This is a genomic window from Acinetobacter sp. NigerLNRRAM0016 (genome assembly GCF_054112845.1).
On the sequence record NZ_JBSYVT010000037.1, the window covers coordinates 1 to 21,501 of the forward strand.

Here is a 21,501-nt window from a genome sequence, read left to right on the forward strand (position 1 = left end):
GCAGAATACCTATGACCCTTGAACTGGAAGATTTACAACAGCTTGCCAATAATCGCTGGTACTCCGAACTGCCGCCCCCTTTTCAGCAATCAATCGTGCAGCATGCTCGTGTGCAACACTACGAGAAAGATCAAGCCATTTTTTATTCGGGAGAGCGCTTTGATGGCATCTACGCTGTATTGGATGGTGCTGTGCGCTTAGGCTATGTGGATATTGAAGGCACCGAATCCATTGCCGCAATTGTTGAGCCAATCATGTGGTTTGGGGAGATTTCGTTGATAGATCAGCAACCACGCTCTCACGATGCCATTGCCATTCAAAAAACACGGATTCTGCATATTCCCGATGCTGCCATTCACACATTACTCGCAGTACAGCCTCAGTTCTGGTTTCATATTGCACAATTGACCAGCCAAAAATTACGTATGGCTTTTTTAGAGTTAATCTCGATTCAAACCCAGACCATCCGCCAACGGCTGGCTTTAAGATTAATGCTGATTTTGCAAGGTTATGGCAATCATATCTTGATTGAAAAAAATGTGATTCAACTGAGTCAAGAACAACTGGCACAAATGCTGACCTGCTCACGACAAACAATCAATCAGGAATTACAGGCTTTGGAAAAACTGGGGGTGTTAAAACTTGCGTTTAAAAAAATTGAAATTATCGATCAGGAACAATTACATCGTCTGGCCTATACCTTGCACAGCTAAAACCCAAACAATATGGTAATTTTATGGTGCAAAAATTTTCACCATAAATGTGCACATTTAAATACATGCACCAAAAAGCAGCTCAATTAAGAGTTTAATTGACAGACATTGACCTCATCAAAACCATTGGTGCAAGGTGCAACTTCATGTGCCACAGCATGATGCAAAGCAATATGCTGTTTAGGCTGCACAACCTGAGCATTTACGGTGGAACTGAATAAACAGAAAAGACTAAAACCAAAGATCGATAATTTACGCATGGGGCGATAACCTCATTGCTATTTAATGTGGATTTTCACGCAAATTATATCGCTTTTTATCACATTAGGATAATGCATTAAATTAATCAAGTCAGTCTTATTTTCTATTATCGTCGTAATGAATTAGAAAGCAGCATTGCAATCTTCAAGACTACAATGCCGCTTTAAATATTTAACTTTATTAGGAGCTAAAGGCTTTCTTCTTTGGGTCGGTATTGCCAAGTTCTGGATGCTCAAGAGCATCTTTACATTGTGCTTTGTCGCGTTCGTAATCCGCTTTGGTCTGCGAAACGTTTGCAGAATTTTCCATGGTTTCACGTGCCCAAACATCTAAACTGGTCAGCGCCTTACGACACAAGGCGTATTTCCCTTCCGTTACCGAGTCTGTCATTTTCACGTTAATACGCCAGTCTGTGCTGAGCTTGCGCGCAGGTTTCCGCACATTTTCTTCAATCAAATTACGTTGTTTACGATATACATAAGGATCAGCCTCGTTCATGAATCGCCATGCTTCGTGCGCATAGCTCGTTGCATCATTGGTCAATTTAGGCGCAGCTTTAATTTCTGCTTTCTTTTCAGCATGATCTGAAGATTGACCGCACGCTTGTAATAGCAAACTGCTACACAACACTGAAACAACAAGAACAGGTGCACTAAGTATTCGCATCTGGGGCATCACCACAACAATCTATTAGGTACTATGCTAGTAAATTCAGATACAATACACAATCTTATTTGACCTATCGTTTAACTCTAACAAGGTGTGTCGTGTCACAACACAAATTAACACCCGCGCAAACGGCTGGTTTTTGGCAAGGTGCCAAAGACAGCCAAGCGATTATATTTACTTATTTACCTGTTTCTTTTGCCTTTGGGGTTTCTGCAACGCAGTTTGGCTTTAGTGCTTGGGAAGCCTTATTTCTCTCTTGTACCATGTACGCAGGTGCCAGCCAGTTTCTGGTGGTTGCCTTGCTCGGCAGTGGCACTTCTATTTGGATGACAGCGCTGACCGTGATTGCCTTGGATATTCGTCACTTGCTGTATGGACCAGCCTTACAGAATCTGATTCAAGACCGATTAAACCTGAAAAAGACCGCAATTTGGGCATGGGGTTTAACCGACGAAGTGTTTGCTTCGGGCATGATTAAACTCTCGCAAAGACGTCAAGAATGGTCTGAGTCATGGATGTTGGGACTCAGTTTATTTAGCTGGTTGTCTTGGGCAACGGGCTCATTCTTAGGTGGACTGTTTGCCGATCAAGTCAGCAATCTGCCGCAGTTTCTTCAGGCTGCTCTGGATTTCTTGTTACCCGCACTCTTCCTCAGTTTCTTGTTAGCTGCCTTTGAAAAGAAACACACCTTTGTGGTCAGTGTGACCATTTTGGTGTCTGCCATCGCCTGTTATTTCATTGATTTATCTGCGGCAATTTTCATTGGTATTTCATCAGGTATTTTTGCAGGTTTGTTTAAGCACTATGTCCTGAAACAACACGATCCCGAACACGCAGGAGCATCACATGAATCTTGAGATTATTCTGGTGGGGATTGTGGTCGGCATCGCCAATTTTGCCTCACGTTTTGGACCCTTTTTTGTCATTCAAAAATTCCAGCAAGGTTCGCAAAAACGCGGTGCTTTGTGGTTAAAAATCGCCTTGGGCTCAATTGGAATTTCAGCCATTAGTTCCATGCTGGTGGTCGCCACACTACCTCCCTTGCTGGAAACGCCCAACAAGAGTTTAGCGATGCTGATTGGTTTTTTGGTGCTGACAGGCTTGTACTTTAAGTTTAAGAAAATTGTGCCTGCGACCCTAACGGCTGCCTTGGTTTATGGTATTGTTTATACCTATATCCCTTTCCATTTTTAGAAAATTTTGAACGGATGATTCATAACCAAGTTAATCACTTGAATATAACTTTCAGGTGATTAACCTTAAATGAGAAATAAACTTACTTTATGATAGTAAAAAAGTTTTTATTCAAACACCAAATCATCCTTTTCAATAGAACTGCAAAAAAATTGTTCGACAATCTTATTATTTTATGTGAATCCGACCTGAACACCGCTCTGAGTTCTGCTATGCTAAAACCCCATTTACGCAAGGATGAATCACATGAGCGTGACTATTGGTACTCCCCTTCAATCTTCTGCATTTAAAGTTCTACTATTAGGGTCTGGTGAACTAGGAAAAGAAGTGGTGATTTCACTGCAACGTTTGGGTGTCGAAGTACACGCAGCTGACCGATATGACCATGCTCCTGCCATGCAAGTTGCACATTATCAACATACTTTGAATATGGCAGATCCTGAAGAATTAAAACAACTGATTGCCAAAGTACAACCCCACCTGATTGTTCCTGAAATTGAAGCTATTGCGACTGAACTTTTGGTCGAAATTGAAGCCAGCCAAACCACTACCATCATTCCTTCTGCAAAAGCGGTTAACCTTACCATGAACCGTGAAGGTATTCGTCGTTTAGCGGCAGAAGAGCTCGGTTTGCCAACTTCGGCTTATCGCTTTGCCAATAGCCTCGAATCTTTCCGCGCTGCATGTGATGACATTGGTTATCCAAACTTTGTCAAACCTGTTATGTCTTCTTCGGGCAAGGGTCAATCACGCGTCAAAAGCTTTGCCGAAGTCGATGCAGCTTGGGAATATGCACAAACAGGTGGTCGTGTGAATCAAGGTACGGTCATCGTTGAATCACAAATTGATTTTGATTTCGAGATCACGTTATTAACAGTGCGTGCCAAAAATGCAGAAACTGGTGAAATTAAAACCCAATACTGCGACCCAATTGGGCATCGTCAAGACTCTGGCGACTATGTCGAAAGCTGGCAACCTCAAGCCATGACAACCGTGGCTTTAGAAGAAGCAAAACGTATTTCACATAAAGTCACCACGGCTTTAGGCGGTTGCGGTATTTTTGGCGTGGAATTGTTTGTCAAAGGTGACAAAGTGTGGTTTAGTGAGGTTTCACCTCGTCCACACGATACAGGTCTAGTGACTTTAGCCTCTCAATATCAAAGCGAATTTGAATTACATGCACGCGCAATTTTAGGCTTGCCTGTCAACACAACACGCCACAGTGTTGCTGCAAGTGCCGTGATTTATGCGGGTGTGGATGACACCAACCTTTCCTTCTCTGGCTTAAATCTTGCTTTGGCAAATCCAAATACTGATTTACGCCTGTTCGGAAAACCTGAAGGCTTTAAACGCCGCCGTATGGGTGTTGCGACTGCACGTGCTGAAACAACTGATCAAGCACGCGAGCTTGCTCAACACGCTGCGGATCAAGTCATTGTGAATCAGAACTAACTTATAAACATTACGGACCACTGTTCATGATCAATACTTTACCCTTGTTGAATTACGTCAAAAGTAACCATGATATCCAAGCGATTAACCAATGGCGTACCGATGTAGAAAAGCAATTACAGGAAAGTTTTGAACATGGACAGCCCATTCGAGAAGTCATTTCAGCTCGCGCGAATCTAATTGATGAAGCGCTACAATTTTTGTGGCGCCATGCAGAATTAGATCAAACCAAGCTGGGGCTATTTGCGGTCGGTGGCTATGGTCGCCGTGAAATGCTGCCGTATTCAGACGTCGACATTATGATTTTGTCGGAAGATGAAATCACGGCAGAGCAAGAACAGCTTATTTCTACGTTCATTTCTTCCCTTTGGGATGTTGGTAATTTTAAACCCGGCATCAGTGTGCGCAGTATTCGTCAATGTGTCGAAGAAGCCACCAATGATCTAACCGTTGCCACTACCCTGATTGAAGCTCGACTGATTATCGGCTATGAACATTTAGCACGTTGGCCACGTCGTATTGTTTCACAAACATGGACGGACAAAACCTTCTTTGATGCAAAGATGGAAGAGCAACACCGTCGCTATGCACAGCACAACAATACCGAAAGCAATTTAGAACCTGATATTAAAAATGCTCCGGGTGGTATCCGAGATATCAACCAAATTGGCTGGATTGCGAAGCGTCATTTCCGTGTTAATCGTATTTACGATTTGGTTCACTTAGGCTTTATTTCCGAATTTGAACTGGGTGTACTCGAAGAAGCCGAAAGTTTCTTATGGGAAATTCGCCATCACTTACATCGCCTCACCAAGCGCGATGAAAACCGTTTATTGTTTGACTATCAACGTGACATTGCCGCCATGTTTGGCTATGTGCGTGAAGAAGACAAATCACCCAATTATCCAATTGAACAATTCATGAAGCGCTATTACCGTACTGCGCAACAGGTTTCGACCCTGAATGAAATGTTATTGGCATATTTTAGTGAATCGGTGATTACCCCTCGGCTGCCACAATATGAACGTGAAATTGTGGAAATTAATGACAATTTCAAATTGGTCGATGGCAAATTAGCCGTTCAGCACCATAAAATTTTCGCAGAAAAACCAAGTGCGATTTTAGAATTATTCTATTTACTTGCGAACCGTCCAGAAATCGAAGGTATTCGCGCACGTACTCTACGCCTCTTGATTTTAGCTGCTAAACGTATCGATCAGGCTTATCGAGACAATCCTGAGCATCAAGCTTTGTTCATGGCGATTATCCGCTCGCCTTACCGCTTGTACGACACCATGGTTGCCATGAAGCGTTACGGTGTGTTGGGTAACTATATTCCTGCTTTCGGGCAGATTATGGGACTGATGCAGTATGATTTGTTCCATATTTATACGGTCGATGCGCACACGCTCCTATTATTACGCAATTTAAACCGCTTTAAAGAGCCTGAGTTTGCCAAAGATTTCCCAGTGGTCAGTTCAGTCTTCCAACGCCTTGCGCGTCGTGACATCGTGTTTTTAGCAGCCCTGTTCCATGACATTGCCAAAGGTCGCGGTGGTGACCACAGTGAACTCGGTGCGGAAGATGCGATTGAATTCTGCCGTGTGCACGGCTTTACTGAACGTGAATGCAAATTGGTGGCATGGCTGATACACAATCACTTACTCATGTCACTGACCGCACAGAAAAAAGATATTTCTGACCCAGATGTGGTGAAAGATTTTGCCGAAAAACTCGGGGATATGGAGCATCTAGATTACCTCTATACCCTTACGGTTGCCGATATTAATGCCACTAATCCAAAACTCTGGAACTCGTGGCGCGCATCACTGATGCGTCAGCTCTACACCCATGCCCGTGACATTATTCGTACGGGTTTGGGACGTCCAGTGGACTACCAAATGCTGATTGAAGACACCAAATTTGCAGCCAGCGAAATGCTGGTGAATGACTTCTCCTTGGCCGATGTGGAAAAAGTCTGGCAAGAACTGGGCGATGAATATTTCATTAAAGAATCTGCCGATGAAATTGCATGGCATACCCGTGCCATATTAGAACATGGTGAAAATCCAGCACCTTTAGTGTTAATGCGTGCGCACCGTATTTCAGCGCAAGATGCAGTACAAATCTTTATTTATACACGTGATCAGCCTAATTTATTCGCAACCACCGTAGCCATTCTAGATCGCATGAACCTAGATGTTCAGGATGCGCGAATTATTACCGCGACCACAGCTTTTAGTTTAGATACTTATCTGGTTTTAGACCGTTTTGGTACTTTACTCACCGATCCTGAACGTGAGGCAACAGTAATTCAGTCACTCACCTCTGCACTCAGTCAATCCGACAAATATCCGGGCTTAATGCAACGTCGTATTCCGCGTCAACTGCGCCATTTTGATATTGAGAATACCGTCGATGTAACGCTGAATGAAGCCTTACAACAAAATATGGTCGAAATTTCCACACTTGACCACCCAGGATTACTTGCGAAAATTGGTGGTCTGTTTATGATGCAGGGTTTAGACATACACTCTGCTAAAATTGCCACTTTAGGCGAACGCGCCGAAGATATTTTCTTTGTGACCAAAAAAGATGGCTCCCCAATGACAGAAGACGAAGCAGTATTATTTGCGAAGCAACTGAAATTAGCTTTGGATGAAGCCTCTAATCAGGTCTGTGGTCAACATTAATTTTTAACGTTCGGGTATTCGTTTCATGAACTCCAGTTTATCGCTATTACATCCTTATCCATTTGAAAAGTTAAATAAACTTTTTCAGGATGTACAACCCGCAGATTTACCTTTGATTCCCCTTTCGATTGGCGAACCAAAGCATCCTGCACCAGAGTTTGTGAAACAAGCGATTATTGATAATTTCCAGCATCTATCGACTTACCCGAACAGTAAAGGTTTGCCAGAACTACGTCTGAGCATTGCCAACTGGTTAACGCGTCGTTTTCATCTGAATCAAATGAATCCTGAACAGGAAATCTTGCCTGTTTCTGGTACGCGCGAAGCGATTTTTTCATTTGTACAAGCCCTGATTAACCGCGATGAAAAACCCTATGTGGTCATGCCAAACCCGTTCTATCAAATTTATGAAGGGGCAGCTTTATTAGCAGGTGCAGAACCTTATTTTATTAACTGTACCGAAGAAAATGGCTATTTAGGCGATTTTGATACTGTGCCTGCCGAAGTTTGGGAAAAAACGGCACTGTTATTTGTTTGCACACCAGGTAATCCAACAGGTGCCGTGCTCTCTAAAGAGCAATTTAAAAAGCTGATTGCACTGTCTGACCAATATGGCTTTGTGATTGCTTCAGATGAATGCTATTCGGAACTTTGGTTTGATCAAGCACCAACAGGACTTTTAGAAGTCTGTGCTGAAATTGGACGTGACGATTATAAAAACTGTGTCGTGTTCCATTCATTGTCAAAGCGTTCAAACTTACCTGGTCTACGTTCTGGTTTTGTTGCGGGCGATGCAGCTTTACTTAAACCTTATTTGCAATACCGTACTTATCACGGTGCAGCAATGCCTGTTCAACATCAGTTGGCATCGATCGCGGCTTGGGATGATGAAACACACGTCGAAGCAAACCGCGTACAGTACCGTGCCAAATTTAATTTATTCCAGTCAGAATTAGGTCATTTACTGCCGCTGAAAAAGCCAGATGCAGGTTTTTATTATTGGCTCAAGGTCGATAATGACGAAGCCTTTGCCAAAATGCTGATGGAAAAAGCCCATATTAAAGTGCTTCCGGGTCGTTATTTATCCCGTGAAACAGAGACTGGCAACCCTGGTGAAAATCATGTTCGCCTTGCACTGGTTGCAGATTTGGCACAATGTGAAGAAGTGGTAAAACGCTTAAAGCAGATTCTCTAATCGCTGTTTAGCCAATAAAAAAACCTCCATGACTGGAGGTTTTTTTATTTAGACCTTATTAAAAATCAAATGATGCACTTAACATAAATGTACGCGGTAAACCTGCAACCAAATAGCCATTATTGGTATTGCTGGTACTGTTGATGTTGTCATACAGCCCCACAGAACCCCAATAATCTTTATCGAACACATTATTCACTAAGAAATTAAATGTCGTAGGTGTTTGACCAAGCTGCGTTTTATAAGTTGCGCCTAAATCTAACGTCGTCCAATCCTTCACTTTTAGGCTATTGTCCAGACTGGCATAGGTTGAACCCGTATATGTCACTTGCGCATTTACAGAAATATCTTGAGCTAACGGTAATTTCCAGTTTGTGCCTAAATTTGCCTGAAACTTCGGAACCCCAACTTCATAATTTCCATCATAAGTTATTGAACCGGTGTCTTCTTGCTTGGCGTGCATCCATGTTACTCCACCCAGTACAGTCCACGAATCTGTCAATTTTCCATAACTGCTCAATTCAACACCGCGATGCACATATTCACCAGCATCACTAAATACGCCATTTTGTAGAATGCCACGCTGTTTATTAATATCAAATAAACTTAAGGTCACACCTAAATGATCATTTTCATACTTCGTGCCGATTTCTTTTTGCTTGGCTACGAAAGGCTTTAATGTCGTTGTGGTATTACCCGTTGTATTACTTAAGCCTTTAGCCAATGACTCTATATAGCTGGCATACACAGAAACTTCAGGTGTAATTTTATACGTTAGTCCGAGTGCTGGCGTCCATTTACTTTCGTCATACGTACCTGTTTTCACTTGCGCATAACTATAGGTATCTTGAAGGATTTGCTGATAACGCGCACCCAACATAACAATTAATTTTTCATCTAATGCTGTTAGATTATCGCCAATTGCAATACTTCTTAAACGCGTTCGAGTAGTAAGTTTTGGACTCTCTAAATCACCACCAGAAAATAATGGGGTTAAAGCTTCAGGCTGATTGTATTGAACTGGATCATAAATATTAGTAGCAAGTTGATTGCCCCAATCCATAAAATAGGCATTACGGGTATTTTGCTGGAATGCAGAAGCAGATAGCACCATATTATGATGAATATCACCTGTTTCAAATTTAGTCCGAACGCCTACTTCACCTGTATTCACCATATCCACACGTGCATTATCGAAACGATAGAACGTACTGTCCCCTGTCGTTGCATTACGAAGTGTGACATTCGCCAGACTATTCTGTTCTTCTCCATGACGGAAACCATAAGCCGCATAGGCAGTCATCGCATCATTCAAATCATATTCGGCACGATAGCTGCCAAATACGTCTTCTTCATTTGAATAAGACCATTTGAGCATAGTTACTCGAACCATCTACTGCTGTTGGTACAGATGTAATGCCGCTTCCTAAAGTCACACTTGGACGTGTAGCACTTAAACGGTTATTACTGTAGCCCATATCACCAGAAAGGCGTAAATGCTCACCTTTATAATCTAGCCCAATCGCAGCCAAGCCTAATGATTTCTTTTCATCATCTACCGAAGTATGCCCATCATGATAAGCCGTATTTAGTCGTACCCCAAATTGCTGATCTTCACCAAAACGACGTGAAATATCACTTGAAATATAGCCACCATTAAAATCTGTGCCCACCGTCACGCGATTTAAAGGTTCATTTCCAGCACGTTTTGGCAAAAGATTAATGGCACCACCAATACCACCACTACTTGGCATCGCACCATTTAAAAAGGATGAAGCACCCTTTAATACTTCTACACGCTCAAATAATTCTGCTGGAATATATTGACGCGGTAAAATGGAGTACAAACCATTATAAGCCGTGTCATCTGAACCTAGATTGAAGCCACGGATATAATAGTTTTCCTGAAAATTACCGTAACCACGACCTACTCTCACACTTGGGTCAGCTTTTAGTACATCCCCAACGCTCTTTGCTTGGCGTTCTTGAATATATTGATTGGTATAGCTAGTTAAATTAAATGGTGTATCCAGATTTTTTTGATTTCCAAAGATACCCACTCGACCACCACTAGCCACTTGCCCACCTGCGAATGGCTCCATTAAGCCTTCTGCTGAAGCATCCGCACTGGCAACAACACGAATGGTTTCTAAAGCTGTCACATTACTCGCTTGAGATGCTTCATCAGAATCCACTGATTGTGTTTCGGCAGCATGTGTAATGCTATATCCAGATACACACGCCATCATCAATACTAATAGTTTTAGCTTAATCACCATTTCTCACCTAATTTATCAGCATCATTACTTGCGCATGATAGTAAATGAGAATACATCTTAAAAAATCGATTTAATTCTCATTTACATTGTAAATTTAAATGAGAATTAGTTATGTGATTGTTATTATTTATGAAGTCTGACATCCGATGTGACCAGATCCTCATAATTGCATCTATAATAAGGCTAGAATCAATGCAAACCCGACAAAGCAACAACCTGTGACTCGATACAACAGTCCTGATTTCTTCTTAAAAAAATGACTCCAGTCTTTCCAAATCAGCAGCTGAAGTAATGCTAAATTCCACAATAAAACCACAGTCACCATCCACAAGCTAATTAAAAATAACTGCTCCAAGCTAAATTGATGATAAATCAAAAGAATCAGACTACTATAAAACATGACATTTTTCGGATTTAATAAACTAGATTGCAGACCTTGCATGAAACAAACAATCCTTGATGTCTTGATTTGAATTTCATCACGTGATGTAAAATCCTTATTTTCCACACTGCGATAACGAAAACATTGCATTGCAAAATACAACAAATAAGCGATACCCAACCAGCGCAACAGTTGAAGAATCAAAGGGTGTATTTGCCCCAGCCACCACAAAGAAGAAAAAATAACCAGTAAAATTAAAGCATTGCCGCAAGCAATACCAAGCACTGTATAACGCGTCAAGTTTGATCCGTATTTCATTAAATGCATTAAGAGGAGAAAAAAGTCAGGTCCGGGAGACAGCAGCGCGATAAAATGGGTCAATGCGATAAATAAAAATAATTCCATAACTTATCTCAATCAATTCGTGAGATAAGCCTAGTCTCTACCTAGATTTAATTATTGTATGAAATTGCGCGACGATGCTGCTTTTGATAAAGCTTTGGTGTGGTGCCTGTAAGCTGCTTAAATACTCGCTGAAAATGGCTTTGATCACTAAAACCCAGTTGATAACTCAACGCTGCAATCTCCTGCCCCTGCCGCAACAGTTTGCGGGCGGCATTAATTTTTAAGTTGAGCTGATAGGCATGCGGAGTTAAACCTAGATTCGACTTAAATAAGCGAATAATGGCATAGCGACTTAGACCACTTTGCTTGGACAATTCATGCAAAGAAAGAAATTCTTCCGTTGTACCCAGTCTAGACTGGAGTAGCTGAAATTCCTGCTGCGCGTAGCCATTTTCTTTCAGTAATTCTAGATGCAGGTTTGGAAACAATAATTCAGTTAAGGTCTGAATCAGCAACTGCTCTTTATCCAAGTAAGAAATGGAAGAATCAAATAAACTTTGATTTAAATGACAAAAATCTGAATAAAGCTGTTGAGCTTGATAAAGTTGAGGTTTGTATTGCGGAATTACATCACAGCGGAAATCTTGTTCAGTTTCCTGTAGCAACTGCTGTAACCAGCGCATATCCAGATGCATCATCTGGTAACTCCATGCCTGATCGGGTTCAGGATTACAGGAATGTTCAACATGCGCAGGAATGAGTACCAATGTTCCTGTCTCAATTTTTTGTGTGCCGACAAAGTGACTACTAAACACACTTTGCCCAAGATCTACCGCACCAATCGAAAAGGTTGGATGACTATGGGCACGATAACAGGCGCGGCTTTGACATGCCTTACGCGTTTCCACATAAGGCATATTGGGGTCACTCCAAAACTCCATCTGAGCTTTGGAGGCATCATTGGAAGGCTGCAATCTATTCAACATCACGTTTATTGTTGCAATGCCTTTTCAATTTCTTCTTCCAAGGCTTCTGGCTTGGTGGTTGGCGCAAAACGGTTTAGAACCGTTCCATCTTTACCAATTAAAAACTTGGTAAAGTTCCATTTAATCCCGCTGCCTAAAATACCTTTGCTGTTATTGGTCAGATAGCGAAAAATGGCATGAGCTTCAGGACCTTTAACATCCACCTTAGAAAACATGGGAAATGTCACCCCATAATTTTTATGGCAGAAAGCACCAATTTGGTCATTTGAACCTGGGTCCTGCCCACCAAACTGATTACATGGAAAACCAAGCACCTCTAACCCCTGAGGCTTATATTTCTCATATAATTTTTCTAAACCTGCAAATTGTGGGGTAAAACCACACTTACTCGCTGTGTTTACGATTAATAAAACTTTCCCCTGATAATCGGTAAAAGATTTATTTCTTCCATCTAACAACTCAGCTTCAAACTGATATATGTTGGTCATGGATAGGTTTCCTCGTCATTTTTTTCTTGTGATTGTAATTCTAATGAAGCCGAATTTACGCAATAGCGTAATCCTGTTGGCTGTGGACCATCCTCAAAAACATGCCCTAAATGTGCGTCACAATGATGACAAACTATTTCAGTTCTCTCCATACCATGTGAACTATCTGGCATTTCATCAATTGCCCCTCCAGCAATTGGTTTAAAAAAGCTCGGCCAGCCGCAACCACTGTCATATTTCGTCGTAGACGAAAACAACGGTGCTCCGCAGCAACGACATACATAGGTTCCTTCTTGCTTGGTGTTCCAGTATTTCCCCGTAAAAGCTGGCTCTGTTCCTTTTTGTCGAGTTATACGAAATTCTTCTGGAGATAACTCTCTTTGCCATTCACGGTCTGTTTTATTGAGTTTTCCCATGATTACTTCCCTTTCTATCTTGCTGTTTAAAAATAGGATAATCTTATATTTACGTCATTCATTCTAAAATTTCTAGTCTTTACTTAACAATTTACAAAAGACTTATAATTTCTTTAAAAGCAAAAAGTAAGCAAAATAAAAATAATGGTGAGCATTTTTATTTATGAAATGCTTTTTTGTGAGCAACATTGGTGCTATTCTTAGGGTCATGCTTACTCAGGATTAAAAAATGTCGCAGAAAAAGAGCGTTATTTTTAAACATCTACTGCCTGTGATTAAACAATATCAACAGGCGGGTTATACGCATGAAAAAATTGTTGCTTTGCTCAGAGATGAACACGATCTCGATTTGGTAACAACGGAAACATTCAAAAGTTATTTATATCGTTATGCAAAAGTGACCCCCACTCCTTCCGAGACTCTCAAAATGCCAAACACTATTCAAACCCCACGCGAAATAAAAAAATCGTCTAAGCTCGAGCATGTATGCTACGACATCCGTGGACCAGTGTTACGAGCGGCCATCGAGATGGAGGAAGCTGGTCACAAGATTATCAAGCTAAATATTGGCAACCCTGCACCATTCGGCTTTGAAGCGCCACAAGAAATTATTAATGACGTTGCTTTAAATCTGCCAAATGCTGTGGGTTATACTGACTCAAAAGGGATTTTTCCTGCACGTAAAGCCATTTGCCAGTATTACCAACAAAAAGGCATCTTCGATATGCATGTCAATGACGTCTATATCGGTAATGGTGTGTCAGAACTGATTGTGATGGCTATGCAAGGTCTATTGGACGATGGCGATGAAATGCTGGTTCCAATGCCTGACTATCCACTCTGGACAGCAGCAGTCAACTTATCTGGTGGCACAGCGATTCATTACAAATGTGATGAAGAAAATTTCTGGTATCCAGACATTGCGGACATGGAAAGTAAAATCACGCCAAATACCCGTGGTATTGTAATTATTAACCCGAACAACCCAACAGGTTCGGTTTATCCACGCCATGTCTTAGAGCAAATTGTTGCTTTAGCGAAGAAATACGACCTGATTTTGTTTGCAGATGAAATCTACGACAAAATTGTCTATGACGGTATCGAACACGTTTCAGTTGCTGCTTTGGCGGGTGATCAACTGTGTATTTCATTTAACGGTTTATCTAAAGCGTATCGTATCGCAGGCTATCGCTCAGGCTGGATGGCAATTACTGGCGATAAATCGCGTGCAATGGATTACATCGAAGGTTTGGACATGCTGGCGTCTATGCGTCTATGTGCTAACCATCAAGCACAATATGCGATTCAAACAGCATTAGGCGGCTACCAATCAATTAACGATTTAATCCGCCCGGGTGGCCGTTTATACGAACAGCGCAATATCGCTTGGCAAATGCTGAATGACATTCCTGGTGTCACTTGTGTGAAACCTGAAGGTGCAATGTACTGCTTCCCGAAACTTGATCCAGAAGTATATCCAATTCAGGATGATGAAAAGCTGATGCTTGACCTATTGCGTGCGGAGAAAGTGTTATTGGTGCAAGGCACGGGCTTTAACTGGCCAACGCCAGATCATTTCCGTGTGGTGTTCTTACCCGCTGAAAATGAACTGCGCGAAGCAATTACCCGTGTAGGTCGTTTCTTGGCGAAATTACGCTAATAATATCCTACTCAAAAAGCCGCATTTGATATGCGGCTTTTTCTTTTGCTTGCAGCTTGAATTACAGTGCTAAAACAGTGGGGCTGACTGATTCAATGTTACACTGTTCAACAAGAAATAATGAGCGAATGACATGACTTATCAAGTACATATCATTGATGTAAAAAATCAATTACAGAACTATATTTGGTTACTCGAACATACAGAATCACATGAAGTGATTGCGGTTGACCCCACTGAAGCACAGTTGGTAGAAGACTATTGTCAAGAACACCAGCTACACCTCAGTCAAATCTGGCTCACACATTGGCATAAAGACCATATTGGCGGCGTACCCGGGCTATTGGTCAATCGCAATATTCCTGTCTATGGCCCAAGAGTAGAACTCAGCAAGATTCCGTTTATCACCCATCCCCTCGGTGATGGTGAGCATTTCAATTTTCATGATGTTCGTATTGATGTGATTGCGGTACCTGGGCACACCTTAGGACACATCGTTTATTTTAGCGATGCCTTAGATTTGGTGTTTTGTGGGGATACCTTATTCGCCATGGGCTGTGGACGTGTCTTTGAAGGAACTTTTGAGCAGATGTATCACTCTCTCAACCGTTTGGCAGCCTTACCGCCAAGAACCCAAGTCTATTGCACCCATGAATATACACTGTCGAATGCCAAATTTGCCCTGCATGTAGAACCTGATAATCTGGAAATCCAGCAACGCTTTGAACAGGTGGAAGCACTACGCATGCTGGATCAGCCGACCGTGCCTAGCACCATTGAAATTGAGCTGGAAACCAATCCATTTCTCAGAGTACAAAGCGTGGAAGAGTTTCAAAGATTACGTGAATTAAAAGATAACTTTTAATTTTTCAGTTTTACAAAAATCACCATTTCTAGGGATAGAGCAAGCGTCAAATTCACGGTTTAATACAGTCATAAAAGCAATAAAATACAATGATAAACCGAAAGATTTTGTTTATTTTCAATAAGAATAACAATAACTGAAAATAAACACGACTCTCTAATTTTCTGCACTAACCACACGGGCAATGTGGGCAGAAAATTAGAGAGTCTTTCAATTAAAAGTCCCTTATTTTTCTTCTGCTATTTCGTTACTTTTCCAAGACTCAAAATAAAAAAAGCCCAGAGAAAGGTCACTCTAGGCATTGGAAACTTGCTGTATCCTGACACAAACAAGACACTCTAAATAATCCGAGTCTCATACTACATCAGAAGATTGCAACATCCTAGCTGATTTTTTAAATATACATGAAATATAAACTTTAATGATCATTTAAAGTTCAAATATAACATGTATTTATAATTCACATTTATCTGCAATATTAATAGACAAATGTACTTTATATAGCATGCGTCCTAACTTGGAATTTTATCCAATGATCGACATTTCAAACTCAAGTTGCCTCGCGCAATATCCGACAGCATACGCCAGTCAGAAATAAAGCTATACAGCGGCTGCTTAAAAGAAGCAGGCTTATTTTTTTCAAACATAAAATGTCCAACCCAAGCACAGGCATAGCCAGGCAATAAACCATATAACACATATTTCGGTTTACGGTGGCGGATTGCTTTGGCGATGAAATATCCGCCTATGGCACTGCCTAAAACGTGTAAACGTCGGCTGGTGATATTGCGATGTTCCGTTAAATAAAAGCGATAAAACTCGTTATAGTTTCGGATGGGTAGTTGTGGTGCTTGCGCTGCTGCCACCTCATTTTTCGGCTCTACGATTGCATTCATGCTTGGATCTTCCTGATTGTTTTAAATTCTTGATTTGTATTTCGCCCAAACATGATTGTGCTTCATGCAAAATTGGTCAATTACATTTTTGCTCACCTTTAACAGTTAAAATTGGCAAAAAATAACTTCTGGTTTTCAGTCTTCCCCCGCTGATTACATACTTAGATTTCAAGGAATGAATCAACATACAAACCGCACATTTTTCTGTGATGCAAATACAAGATTGCCTCTTTTACGCTAGGAAACACTTGATTGCCGATAATTTCACTCATTGTCCCGTACAGCATCAAATTTTTCGGCTAGAATTTAATATTAAAAAGTCACTGCTGTTATAAGCGCTCAACTTAAAGTGACTTCACCATTTTTCCAACAATGATCTAAGGCAAATTTATGATTGAAGTTGAATTAAAATTTCAAATTCCTACTGCAAAAAGAACGGCACTCCTGAAAGCCTTAGATCCAAAAAAATCTAATCTGATTCACCTCAAAGCCAAATATTTCGACACACCAGATAAACAACTTTCACAACATGGTGTTGCTCTACGTTTACGCCTAGAAGGTGAACACTGGGTTCAAACTTTAAAAGCAGCAGGCAAAAGTCATTTGCACCGTTTTGAGCATAACCATGATTTTGGTGTGTCTGAGCACGCCCCTGCTTTAGATTTAACGATTTACCAACAAAAACCCGAGGCGCTTGCTATTTTGCAACAAGCATTAGGCAATCAGCTGGATGGGTTAAAGTTACAATTCGAATCTGATATTCAGCGAACTTATCGCGTCATTCACTTTGAAAATGCAGAAATTGAAGTCAGTCTGGATATCGGTCGCTTGGCCACAGAAACTGAAGAACGCGAAGTCCATGAAGTCGAGTTTGAGCTGAAACAAGGCGCTATACAGTCCTTACTCGCCTTTAGTTTTGAATGGGTCAAGAAATACCAATTGTGGCTTGATGTTCGCAGTAAAGCCGAAATGGGTCATTTACTTTCAATTCAGCAAGAAGTGAGTCCTGCCAAACAAGCAAAAGCGTTTCAACTGGTCAAAAAAGACAGTGCAGACAGCAATGTGCGTTCACTGATTGCGCAGCAACTACAACATTTGCTACCCAATATTGCAGCCATTTCTGCTTGTGTTGCTCAACAAGAACATTTAGAACAAGCACATTTGGCTTTAGATCATCTCTATTTAACTTCTGCTCTATTGAGAACATGGAGTAAGGATGTTTCTGACAAGTGGGCATATCAGCTGGCAGCCTTCAAACATCATTTTGAACATTTACAACAGCTTGAGCATATGCAGCGTACCTTGGGTGCATTACTGCAAAATCCGACAACGACAGCAAGTCTGACCAAAGATATTTTATATGCGCAAGAAAAACTGAATAATTTGGTTCGCTCAACCCTGAATGTGCATCACTTTTTAGAATTGTTAATGTTTAGTTTGCAGTCCAGTACAGCGACACAAGAACTGGATTTAAAAGGTTATGCTCAAAATACCTTACAACAGCAATATAAACAGATTCATGAGCAGCTTGCCGAAACTGACGTGACCAATTTTGAAAGTCTAGAACTGCTCTCGCAGCGTATTCGTGAACTCAAGTTTAGCTTCCCGATTTTGACCTCAATTTACGATGTCAAAAACTTGCAAAAATATAGCAAAGCACTGAATGAAGCCCATCAAGCCGCTGAGGAATATCTAACTCTCAGCTCTTCTGCTGCTTATATTCAACAGACTGAACTGGAAGCCAGTGACTGGTTTGTATTGGGATGGTTAACGGCTAAGCAAGAAGTCTATGCGCAGGCATTATTAGATGCGACCGAGCAATTTATGGTGAGCCGCAAATTCCTGAAATTCTAAGTGACTTCAATCTCTAAGCCATTGACATCCATAAGTTTGACTTGTGGATGTCTTTCATTTTTTGTCTTTAAATAGACATGTTACATATTTACATTTTTACTGGACTTATTCAGTCTGTTTAGCCAAGATATACATTTAGCGCCATTAAAATAATTTTAAAAACTCCAGTGCGAGGGCTAGAACATGTCAGAAATTGAACTCAAATTTCAAATTCCAGAAGCGTTTCAGGACATGATTTATCAAGACTTCTGCGCCTCCAAAGTCTATAAGCAACGTCTGCTCGCCCATTATTATGACACCCCAGATTTTCAACTGGCACAGCAATCGATTGCGCTACGATTACGCTTGGAACAAGGTCACTGGATTCAAACCCTGAAATATAAAACTGAACGGCATATTGAACGCTTTGAGTTTGAAACTGACTTGGGCAAGAAAAAGCAGCCTAAACTTAATTTAGCCTTATATCAGGATCATGTTGAGGAACTGCCTGCGCTTTTTACCACTGAAAATGCGTTGCAGAATTTCCAAGTCAAGTTTTCGACCGATGTTGAACGTGTATCCAAGATTTTGCTGTTCAATCAGTCTGAAATTGAAGTCTGTCTCGACATTGGTCATCTGGTCTTTCAAAAAGAAAAATTAAGAATCTTTGAAATTGAGTTTGAACTGGTGCAAGGTTCAATTCATGACTTAATCCGCTGTATAGAACCGTGGATGAATAAATACCAGCTATGGCTGGATACACGCAGTAAATCCCAGCGTGGAGATTTGCATGTGCAGCAACAGGATCTATTACCGCCACAATATGCAGCGCCTATTGTTTTAGATCCAGCCATGACTGCAAATGCGGCCGTCCACGCCATCTTAAACAATACCTTTAAGCATCTCTTACCAAATGCAACTGCCCTTGCCTGTGGCTTCTACAAGAGTGAACATGTGCATCAGGCACGAGTAGCAATACGGCGAATGCGTAGCGCACTGAGTTGTTATGCTAAGCTTACTCACGATATTCCGCCACACTGGGCGGCACAATTACGGATTATCTTCCAGTCCTTAGGCACGGCACGGGATACCGATGCCATACGTGAAACACTTCTACCGCAATTACAAGAAGCGGGCTGTGCACACTTGGATATTCCAACTCCAGAGAGTTATCACAATCAAGTGATGTGGATTTTTCAGTCTACCGAAACCAATCAATTGATACTGGAACTCATGAATTACGTGACTTCAGAACCAAGTTCAAAAAATAAAAAGAAAAAATCCTTCCAGCACTATGCAGAGAAAAACTTAAAGAAAACTCATCAACGGATTGCCCATGACATTGGACATTTTTCTCAACTGGAAGATGAAGAAAAACACAAACTGCGCAAACGCTTTAAACATTTACGTTACAACATTGAATTTGTACGCAGCCTCTATAGCAATAAAGCAGTAAAACACTACCTTAAAGCGATTAAACCGATTCAGGAGCTTTTGGGGCAATACAACGACCTTTTGGTTGCTGAGCAATTCTTCCATGAACTGCCTGAAAATGAAGAAATTCACTGTGCAATGGACTGGCTCAATCAACAGGAAAAACAACAGTTAAAACACATCGATAAGCAGCTCAAAGCCTTTAAGAAAATCAAACCGTTTTGGTCTTAACACCAACTTAACGGTATTTTCCAAAGACTTTCCAGACGTCATTGTCAGCCAGTGGATCACTATAGCTATCACTGCGTTGCTTACGTGGCTTATCGCGCGCATCCACCAATTTAAAATGCTCTTCAGTGCTTAACACAATCCCGTTCACATAAAATCGGGTGCGGGTGTATTCACTTTGCCCATGCTGAAACACATAGGTCCTTAAATCAATAAATTCACGGTGTGCCACCAGTGCCGCCTGCTCATCACTATTCAGCCATGCCTGCATGGTCATCACTTGTGCTGCAGGAAATTCTCCGCATTTATCCAATAGACTGGCTATCCCTCTAAAGGTCTTCGACTCTTTGGCGCGTGTTTTATTAATTCGAATACGATCTACATGAAAATAAAATAACGGTAAGTTCAGATGACTCGGTAAATGAATCGCATCGACCACTTCATCGCTAAGAAATGGCTGGCTGAGCAATTGTGCCCGCTCGATTAAGTCTTGCCATTGCTGATAATAATGCGCCACATCTTCCGCAGAACCATAATAAATGGGCAAACCTTCTACATTGGCTAAAGATTGTGGTGGCCAAATTTGCTGACGTAATAAGGAGACATCATGTTTAAGATTTTGAATTGCAATAGCATCTGACATACCGCGTTCCATTTTTATAGTGCTTAGGCTATTTTTAGATTAAGTCAAAGGTTTTGTTTCTGCAAGGCTTTGCCTATAATGCAACATGAAATTTTAGCTAGGAACAGTCATGGTTCAAAAGATTGACGCTACCGATGTTACCGAAGAAGAAGCTTTGAATGCTGCTTTTTTTGAACGTGCAGATGAATTTATTAAATATGCCAATGAATTTTGTCGCCCAGCCAAAGGACAACAAGTCAAGCCAAATGAAATTCGTGGTCAAGTCAGCGCTTCAATGCTGTTTGCAACGGCACGTTTCAATACTTGGGTCGCAGCCAATAATTTTAAAGATGGCAATGAAATGCGTGATGCCAAAGAGCAAGTCATGTCTTATATCTTGCAGCAATTCCAAATGATGCTTGAAGATAACTATGACGAATACTGTGAACAGTTCGAGAACTATTTACGCTTCCGTCATAATGAAGAATTCCATGCCAACAAGCATGATCATGACCATTAATTCAATGGCCTATTAAAAAGCCCTCAGCTTAGACTCAGGGCTTTTTTTATGACTTAAACTTTCCGATCCCAAACAATCTTTTTAATCACATTATCGACAATGGTCACGGTGTAATAGGTATTCCCGACCAAATACACATAATCTGATGCAGTAAACTGCTTGTCCCCTTCTTCCCACTCGTAATTCCGCACCGAGATTGGCGGTTGCTGCATATTCTGTACCAGTTGAATATAGCTATCGCCCAGAGATACCAATTGCCCATTTTCGGCTCGAATGACACGGGTTTCAGTGGCTGCCGTCGCATAAGACGTAGCAATTGCACATGCAAAAAGAATAAAAGTAGAATTTTTTTGGATTTTGTTCATACATC

The 21,501-nt window shown here is 41.2% G+C and carries 20 protein-coding genes and 1 pseudogene; 11 read left to right on the forward strand and 10 right to left on the reverse strand.

Going from position 1 to position 21,501, the window contains the following annotated elements; translation table 11 throughout:
• Positions 1 to 11: 11 nt before the first annotated feature.
• On the forward strand, positions 12 to 713 hold the full coding sequence (locus ACWQ4X_RS16400; RefSeq protein WP_457904378.1) for a Crp/Fnr family transcriptional regulator: 702 nt from the start codon (positions 12 to 14) through the stop codon (positions 711 to 713).
• Between the two features lie 86 nt (positions 714 to 799).
• On the opposite strand, the gene ACWQ4X_RS16405 is transcribed toward ACWQ4X_RS16400, so the two are convergent.
• Both ACWQ4X_RS16405 and ACWQ4X_RS16410 read right to left on the reverse strand, forming a co-directional pair.
• Positions 800 to 973 (reverse strand): hypothetical protein, encoded by a 174-nt coding sequence (locus ACWQ4X_RS16405; protein ID WP_457904360.1) that lies wholly within the window; start codon positions 971 to 973, stop codon positions 800 to 802.
• A 181-nt stretch (positions 974 to 1,154) separates the two neighbouring features.
• A complete protein-coding gene (locus tag ACWQ4X_RS16410; RefSeq protein ID WP_142769059.1) occupies positions 1,155 to 1,640 on the reverse strand; it encodes a hypothetical protein in 486 nt (161 codons plus the stop codon).
• A gap of 101 nt (positions 1,641 to 1,741) precedes the next feature.
• On the opposite strand from ACWQ4X_RS16410, the gene ACWQ4X_RS16415 reads away from it, so the two are divergent.
• The 5 genes from ACWQ4X_RS16415 (at position 1,742) to dapC (ending at position 8,177) form a co-directional block, all read left to right on the forward strand.
• Positions 1,742 to 2,500, forward strand: a complete 759-nt coding sequence (locus ACWQ4X_RS16415; protein WP_457904361.1) for an AzlC family ABC transporter permease — start codon at positions 1,742 to 1,744, stop codon at positions 2,498 to 2,500.
• Entirely contained in the window at positions 2,490 to 2,837 is a 348-nt protein-coding gene (ygaH, locus tag ACWQ4X_RS16420; RefSeq protein ID WP_457904362.1) for an L-valine transporter subunit YgaH, read from the forward strand. The genes ACWQ4X_RS16415 and ygaH overlap by 11 nt, the downstream gene beginning before the upstream one ends.
• Positions 2,838 to 3,074: 237 nt before the next feature.
• Entirely contained in the window at positions 3,075 to 4,289 is a 1,215-nt protein-coding gene (gene purT, locus ACWQ4X_RS16425) for a formate-dependent phosphoribosylglycinamide formyltransferase (RefSeq protein ID WP_457904363.1), read from the forward strand.
• A 26-nt stretch (positions 4,290 to 4,315) separates the two neighbouring features.
• Positions 4,316 to 6,982, forward strand: coding sequence for a [protein-PII] uridylyltransferase (glnD, locus tag ACWQ4X_RS16430; protein ID WP_457904364.1), 2,667 nt, complete (start codon positions 4,316 to 4,318; stop codon positions 6,980 to 6,982).
• A 25-nt stretch (positions 6,983 to 7,007) separates the two neighbouring features.
• Positions 7,008 to 8,177, forward strand: coding sequence for a succinyldiaminopimelate transaminase (gene dapC, locus ACWQ4X_RS16435; protein WP_457904365.1), 1,170 nt, complete (start codon positions 7,008 to 7,010; stop codon positions 8,175 to 8,177).
• A 58-nt stretch (positions 8,178 to 8,235) separates the two neighbouring features.
• Here dapC and ACWQ4X_RS16440 read toward each other — a convergent pair.
• The 5 genes and pseudogenes from ACWQ4X_RS16440 to msrB form a co-directional block, all read right to left on the reverse strand.
• A pseudogene (locus ACWQ4X_RS16440) lies at positions 8,236 to 10,453 on the reverse strand (TonB-dependent receptor).
• 175 nt (positions 10,454 to 10,628) lie between these two features.
• Positions 10,629 to 11,243, reverse strand: coding sequence for a LysE family translocator (locus ACWQ4X_RS16445; protein WP_457904366.1), 615 nt, complete (start codon positions 11,241 to 11,243; stop codon positions 10,629 to 10,631).
• A 47-nt stretch (positions 11,244 to 11,290) separates the two neighbouring features.
• The gene (locus ACWQ4X_RS16450) at positions 11,291 to 12,169 is read right to left on the reverse strand and encodes an AraC family transcriptional regulator (protein ID WP_457904367.1); all 879 of its coding nucleotides are present in this window, start codon (positions 12,167 to 12,169) and stop codon (positions 11,291 to 11,293) included.
• 5 nt (positions 12,170 to 12,174) lie between these two features.
• Positions 12,175 to 12,657: a glutathione peroxidase gene (locus ACWQ4X_RS16455; RefSeq protein WP_100241554.1), complete on the reverse strand. Its 483-nt coding sequence runs from the start codon at positions 12,655 to 12,657 to the stop codon at positions 12,175 to 12,177.
• A complete protein-coding gene (msrB, locus tag ACWQ4X_RS16460) occupies positions 12,654 to 13,073 on the reverse strand; it encodes a peptide-methionine (R)-S-oxide reductase MsrB (protein ID WP_100241555.1) in 420 nt (139 codons plus the stop codon). Before msrB ends, ACWQ4X_RS16455 begins: the two co-directional genes overlap by 4 nt.
• A gap of 229 nt (positions 13,074 to 13,302) precedes the next feature.
• Between msrB and ACWQ4X_RS16465 the strand changes: the two genes are divergently transcribed.
• Together ACWQ4X_RS16465 and gloB are read left to right on the forward strand one after the other, a co-directional pair.
• Positions 13,303 to 14,733: a pyridoxal phosphate-dependent aminotransferase gene (locus ACWQ4X_RS16465; protein ID WP_100241556.1), complete on the forward strand. Its 1,431-nt coding sequence runs from the start codon at positions 13,303 to 13,305 to the stop codon at positions 14,731 to 14,733.
• Positions 14,734 to 14,866: 133 nt separating this feature from the next.
• The gene (gene gloB, locus ACWQ4X_RS16470) at positions 14,867 to 15,598 is read left to right on the forward strand and encodes a hydroxyacylglutathione hydrolase (RefSeq protein WP_457904368.1); all 732 of its coding nucleotides are present in this window, start codon (positions 14,867 to 14,869) and stop codon (positions 15,596 to 15,598) included.
• Between the two features lie 512 nt (positions 15,599 to 16,110).
• Here the strand turns inward: gloB and ACWQ4X_RS16475 are convergent.
• Entirely contained in the window at positions 16,111 to 16,494 is a 384-nt protein-coding gene (locus ACWQ4X_RS16475) for an Mpo1-like protein (protein ID WP_457904369.1), read from the reverse strand.
• A gap of 390 nt (positions 16,495 to 16,884) precedes the next feature.
• Here ACWQ4X_RS16475 and ACWQ4X_RS16480 point away from each other — a divergent pair, with 390 nt between their 5' ends.
• Positions 16,885 to 18,348: a CYTH domain-containing protein gene (locus tag ACWQ4X_RS16480; protein WP_457904370.1), complete on the forward strand. Its 1,464-nt coding sequence runs from the start codon at positions 16,885 to 16,887 to the stop codon at positions 18,346 to 18,348.
• A 183-nt stretch (positions 18,349 to 18,531) separates the two neighbouring features.
• Positions 18,532 to 19,992 (forward strand): CYTH and CHAD domain-containing protein, encoded by a 1,461-nt coding sequence (locus ACWQ4X_RS16485; protein WP_457904371.1) that lies wholly within the window; start codon positions 18,532 to 18,534, stop codon positions 19,990 to 19,992.
• 7 nt (positions 19,993 to 19,999) lie between these two features.
• Here ACWQ4X_RS16485 and ACWQ4X_RS16490 read toward each other — a convergent pair whose 3' ends face one another.
• Positions 20,000 to 20,632 carry a hypothetical protein gene (locus tag ACWQ4X_RS16490; RefSeq protein WP_457904372.1) on the reverse strand — a complete coding sequence of 211 codons (633 nt, stop codon included), beginning with the start codon at positions 20,630 to 20,632 and terminating at the stop codon, positions 20,000 to 20,002.
• A 109-nt stretch (positions 20,633 to 20,741) separates the two neighbouring features.
• Between ACWQ4X_RS16490 and ACWQ4X_RS16495 the strand changes: the two genes are divergently transcribed.
• Positions 20,742 to 21,131, forward strand: a complete 390-nt coding sequence (locus ACWQ4X_RS16495; RefSeq protein WP_457904373.1) for a DUF3144 domain-containing protein — start codon at positions 20,742 to 20,744, stop codon at positions 21,129 to 21,131.
• Between the two features lie 53 nt (positions 21,132 to 21,184).
• On the opposite strand, the gene ACWQ4X_RS16500 is transcribed toward ACWQ4X_RS16495, so the two are convergent.
• Positions 21,185 to 21,496, reverse strand: coding sequence for a hypothetical protein (locus ACWQ4X_RS16500; RefSeq protein ID WP_457904374.1), 312 nt, complete (start codon positions 21,494 to 21,496; stop codon positions 21,185 to 21,187).
• Positions 21,497 to 21,501: the final 5 nt, after the last annotated feature.

Coding starts and splice junctions, on each gene's coding strand:
- ACWQ4X_RS16475 (WP_457904369.1), bottom strand. CDS start 16,494: ATGAATGCAATCGTAGAGCCGAAAAATGAGGTGGCAGCAGCGCAAGCA.
- glnD (WP_457904364.1), top strand. CDS start 4,316: ATGATCAATACTTTACCCTTGTTGAATTACGTCAAAAGTAACCATGAT.
- msrB (WP_100241555.1), bottom strand. CDS start 13,073: ATGGGAAAACTCAATAAAACAGACCGTGAATGGCAAAGAGAGTTATCT.
- ACWQ4X_RS16490 (WP_457904372.1), bottom strand. CDS start 20,632: ATGTCAGATGCTATTGCAATTCAAAATCTTAAACATGATGTCTCCTTA.
- ACWQ4X_RS16465 (WP_100241556.1), top strand. CDS start 13,303: ATGTCGCAGAAAAAGAGCGTTATTTTTAAACATCTACTGCCTGTGATT.
- ACWQ4X_RS16495 (WP_457904373.1), top strand. CDS start 20,742: ATGGTTCAAAAGATTGACGCTACCGATGTTACCGAAGAAGAAGCTTTG.
- ACWQ4X_RS16445 (WP_457904366.1), bottom strand. CDS start 11,243: ATGGAATTATTTTTATTTATCGCATTGACCCATTTTATCGCGCTGCTG.
- ACWQ4X_RS16485 (WP_457904371.1), top strand. CDS start 18,532: ATGTCAGAAATTGAACTCAAATTTCAAATTCCAGAAGCGTTTCAGGAC.
- ACWQ4X_RS16410 (WP_142769059.1), bottom strand. CDS start 1,640: ATGCGAATACTTAGTGCACCTGTTCTTGTTGTTTCAGTGTTGTGTAGC.
- ACWQ4X_RS16400 (WP_457904378.1), top strand. CDS start 12: ATGACCCTTGAACTGGAAGATTTACAACAGCTTGCCAATAATCGCTGG.
- ACWQ4X_RS16450 (WP_457904367.1), bottom strand. CDS start 12,169: ATGTTGAATAGATTGCAGCCTTCCAATGATGCCTCCAAAGCTCAGATG.
- dapC (WP_457904365.1), top strand. CDS start 7,008: ATGAACTCCAGTTTATCGCTATTACATCCTTATCCATTTGAAAAGTTA.
- ygaH (WP_457904362.1), top strand. CDS start 2,490: ATGAATCTTGAGATTATTCTGGTGGGGATTGTGGTCGGCATCGCCAAT.
- gloB (WP_457904368.1), top strand. CDS start 14,867: ATGACTTATCAAGTACATATCATTGATGTAAAAAATCAATTACAGAAC.
- purT (WP_457904363.1), top strand. CDS start 3,075: ATGAATCACATGAGCGTGACTATTGGTACTCCCCTTCAATCTTCTGCA.
- ACWQ4X_RS16480 (WP_457904370.1), top strand. CDS start 16,885: ATGATTGAAGTTGAATTAAAATTTCAAATTCCTACTGCAAAAAGAACG.
- ACWQ4X_RS16500 (WP_457904374.1), bottom strand. CDS start 21,496: ATGAACAAAATCCAAAAAAATTCTACTTTTATTCTTTTTGCATGTGCA.
- ACWQ4X_RS16405 (WP_457904360.1), bottom strand. CDS start 973: ATGCGTAAATTATCGATCTTTGGTTTTAGTCTTTTCTGTTTATTCAGT.
- ACWQ4X_RS16455 (WP_100241554.1), bottom strand. CDS start 12,657: ATGACCAACATATATCAGTTTGAAGCTGAGTTGTTAGATGGAAGAAAT.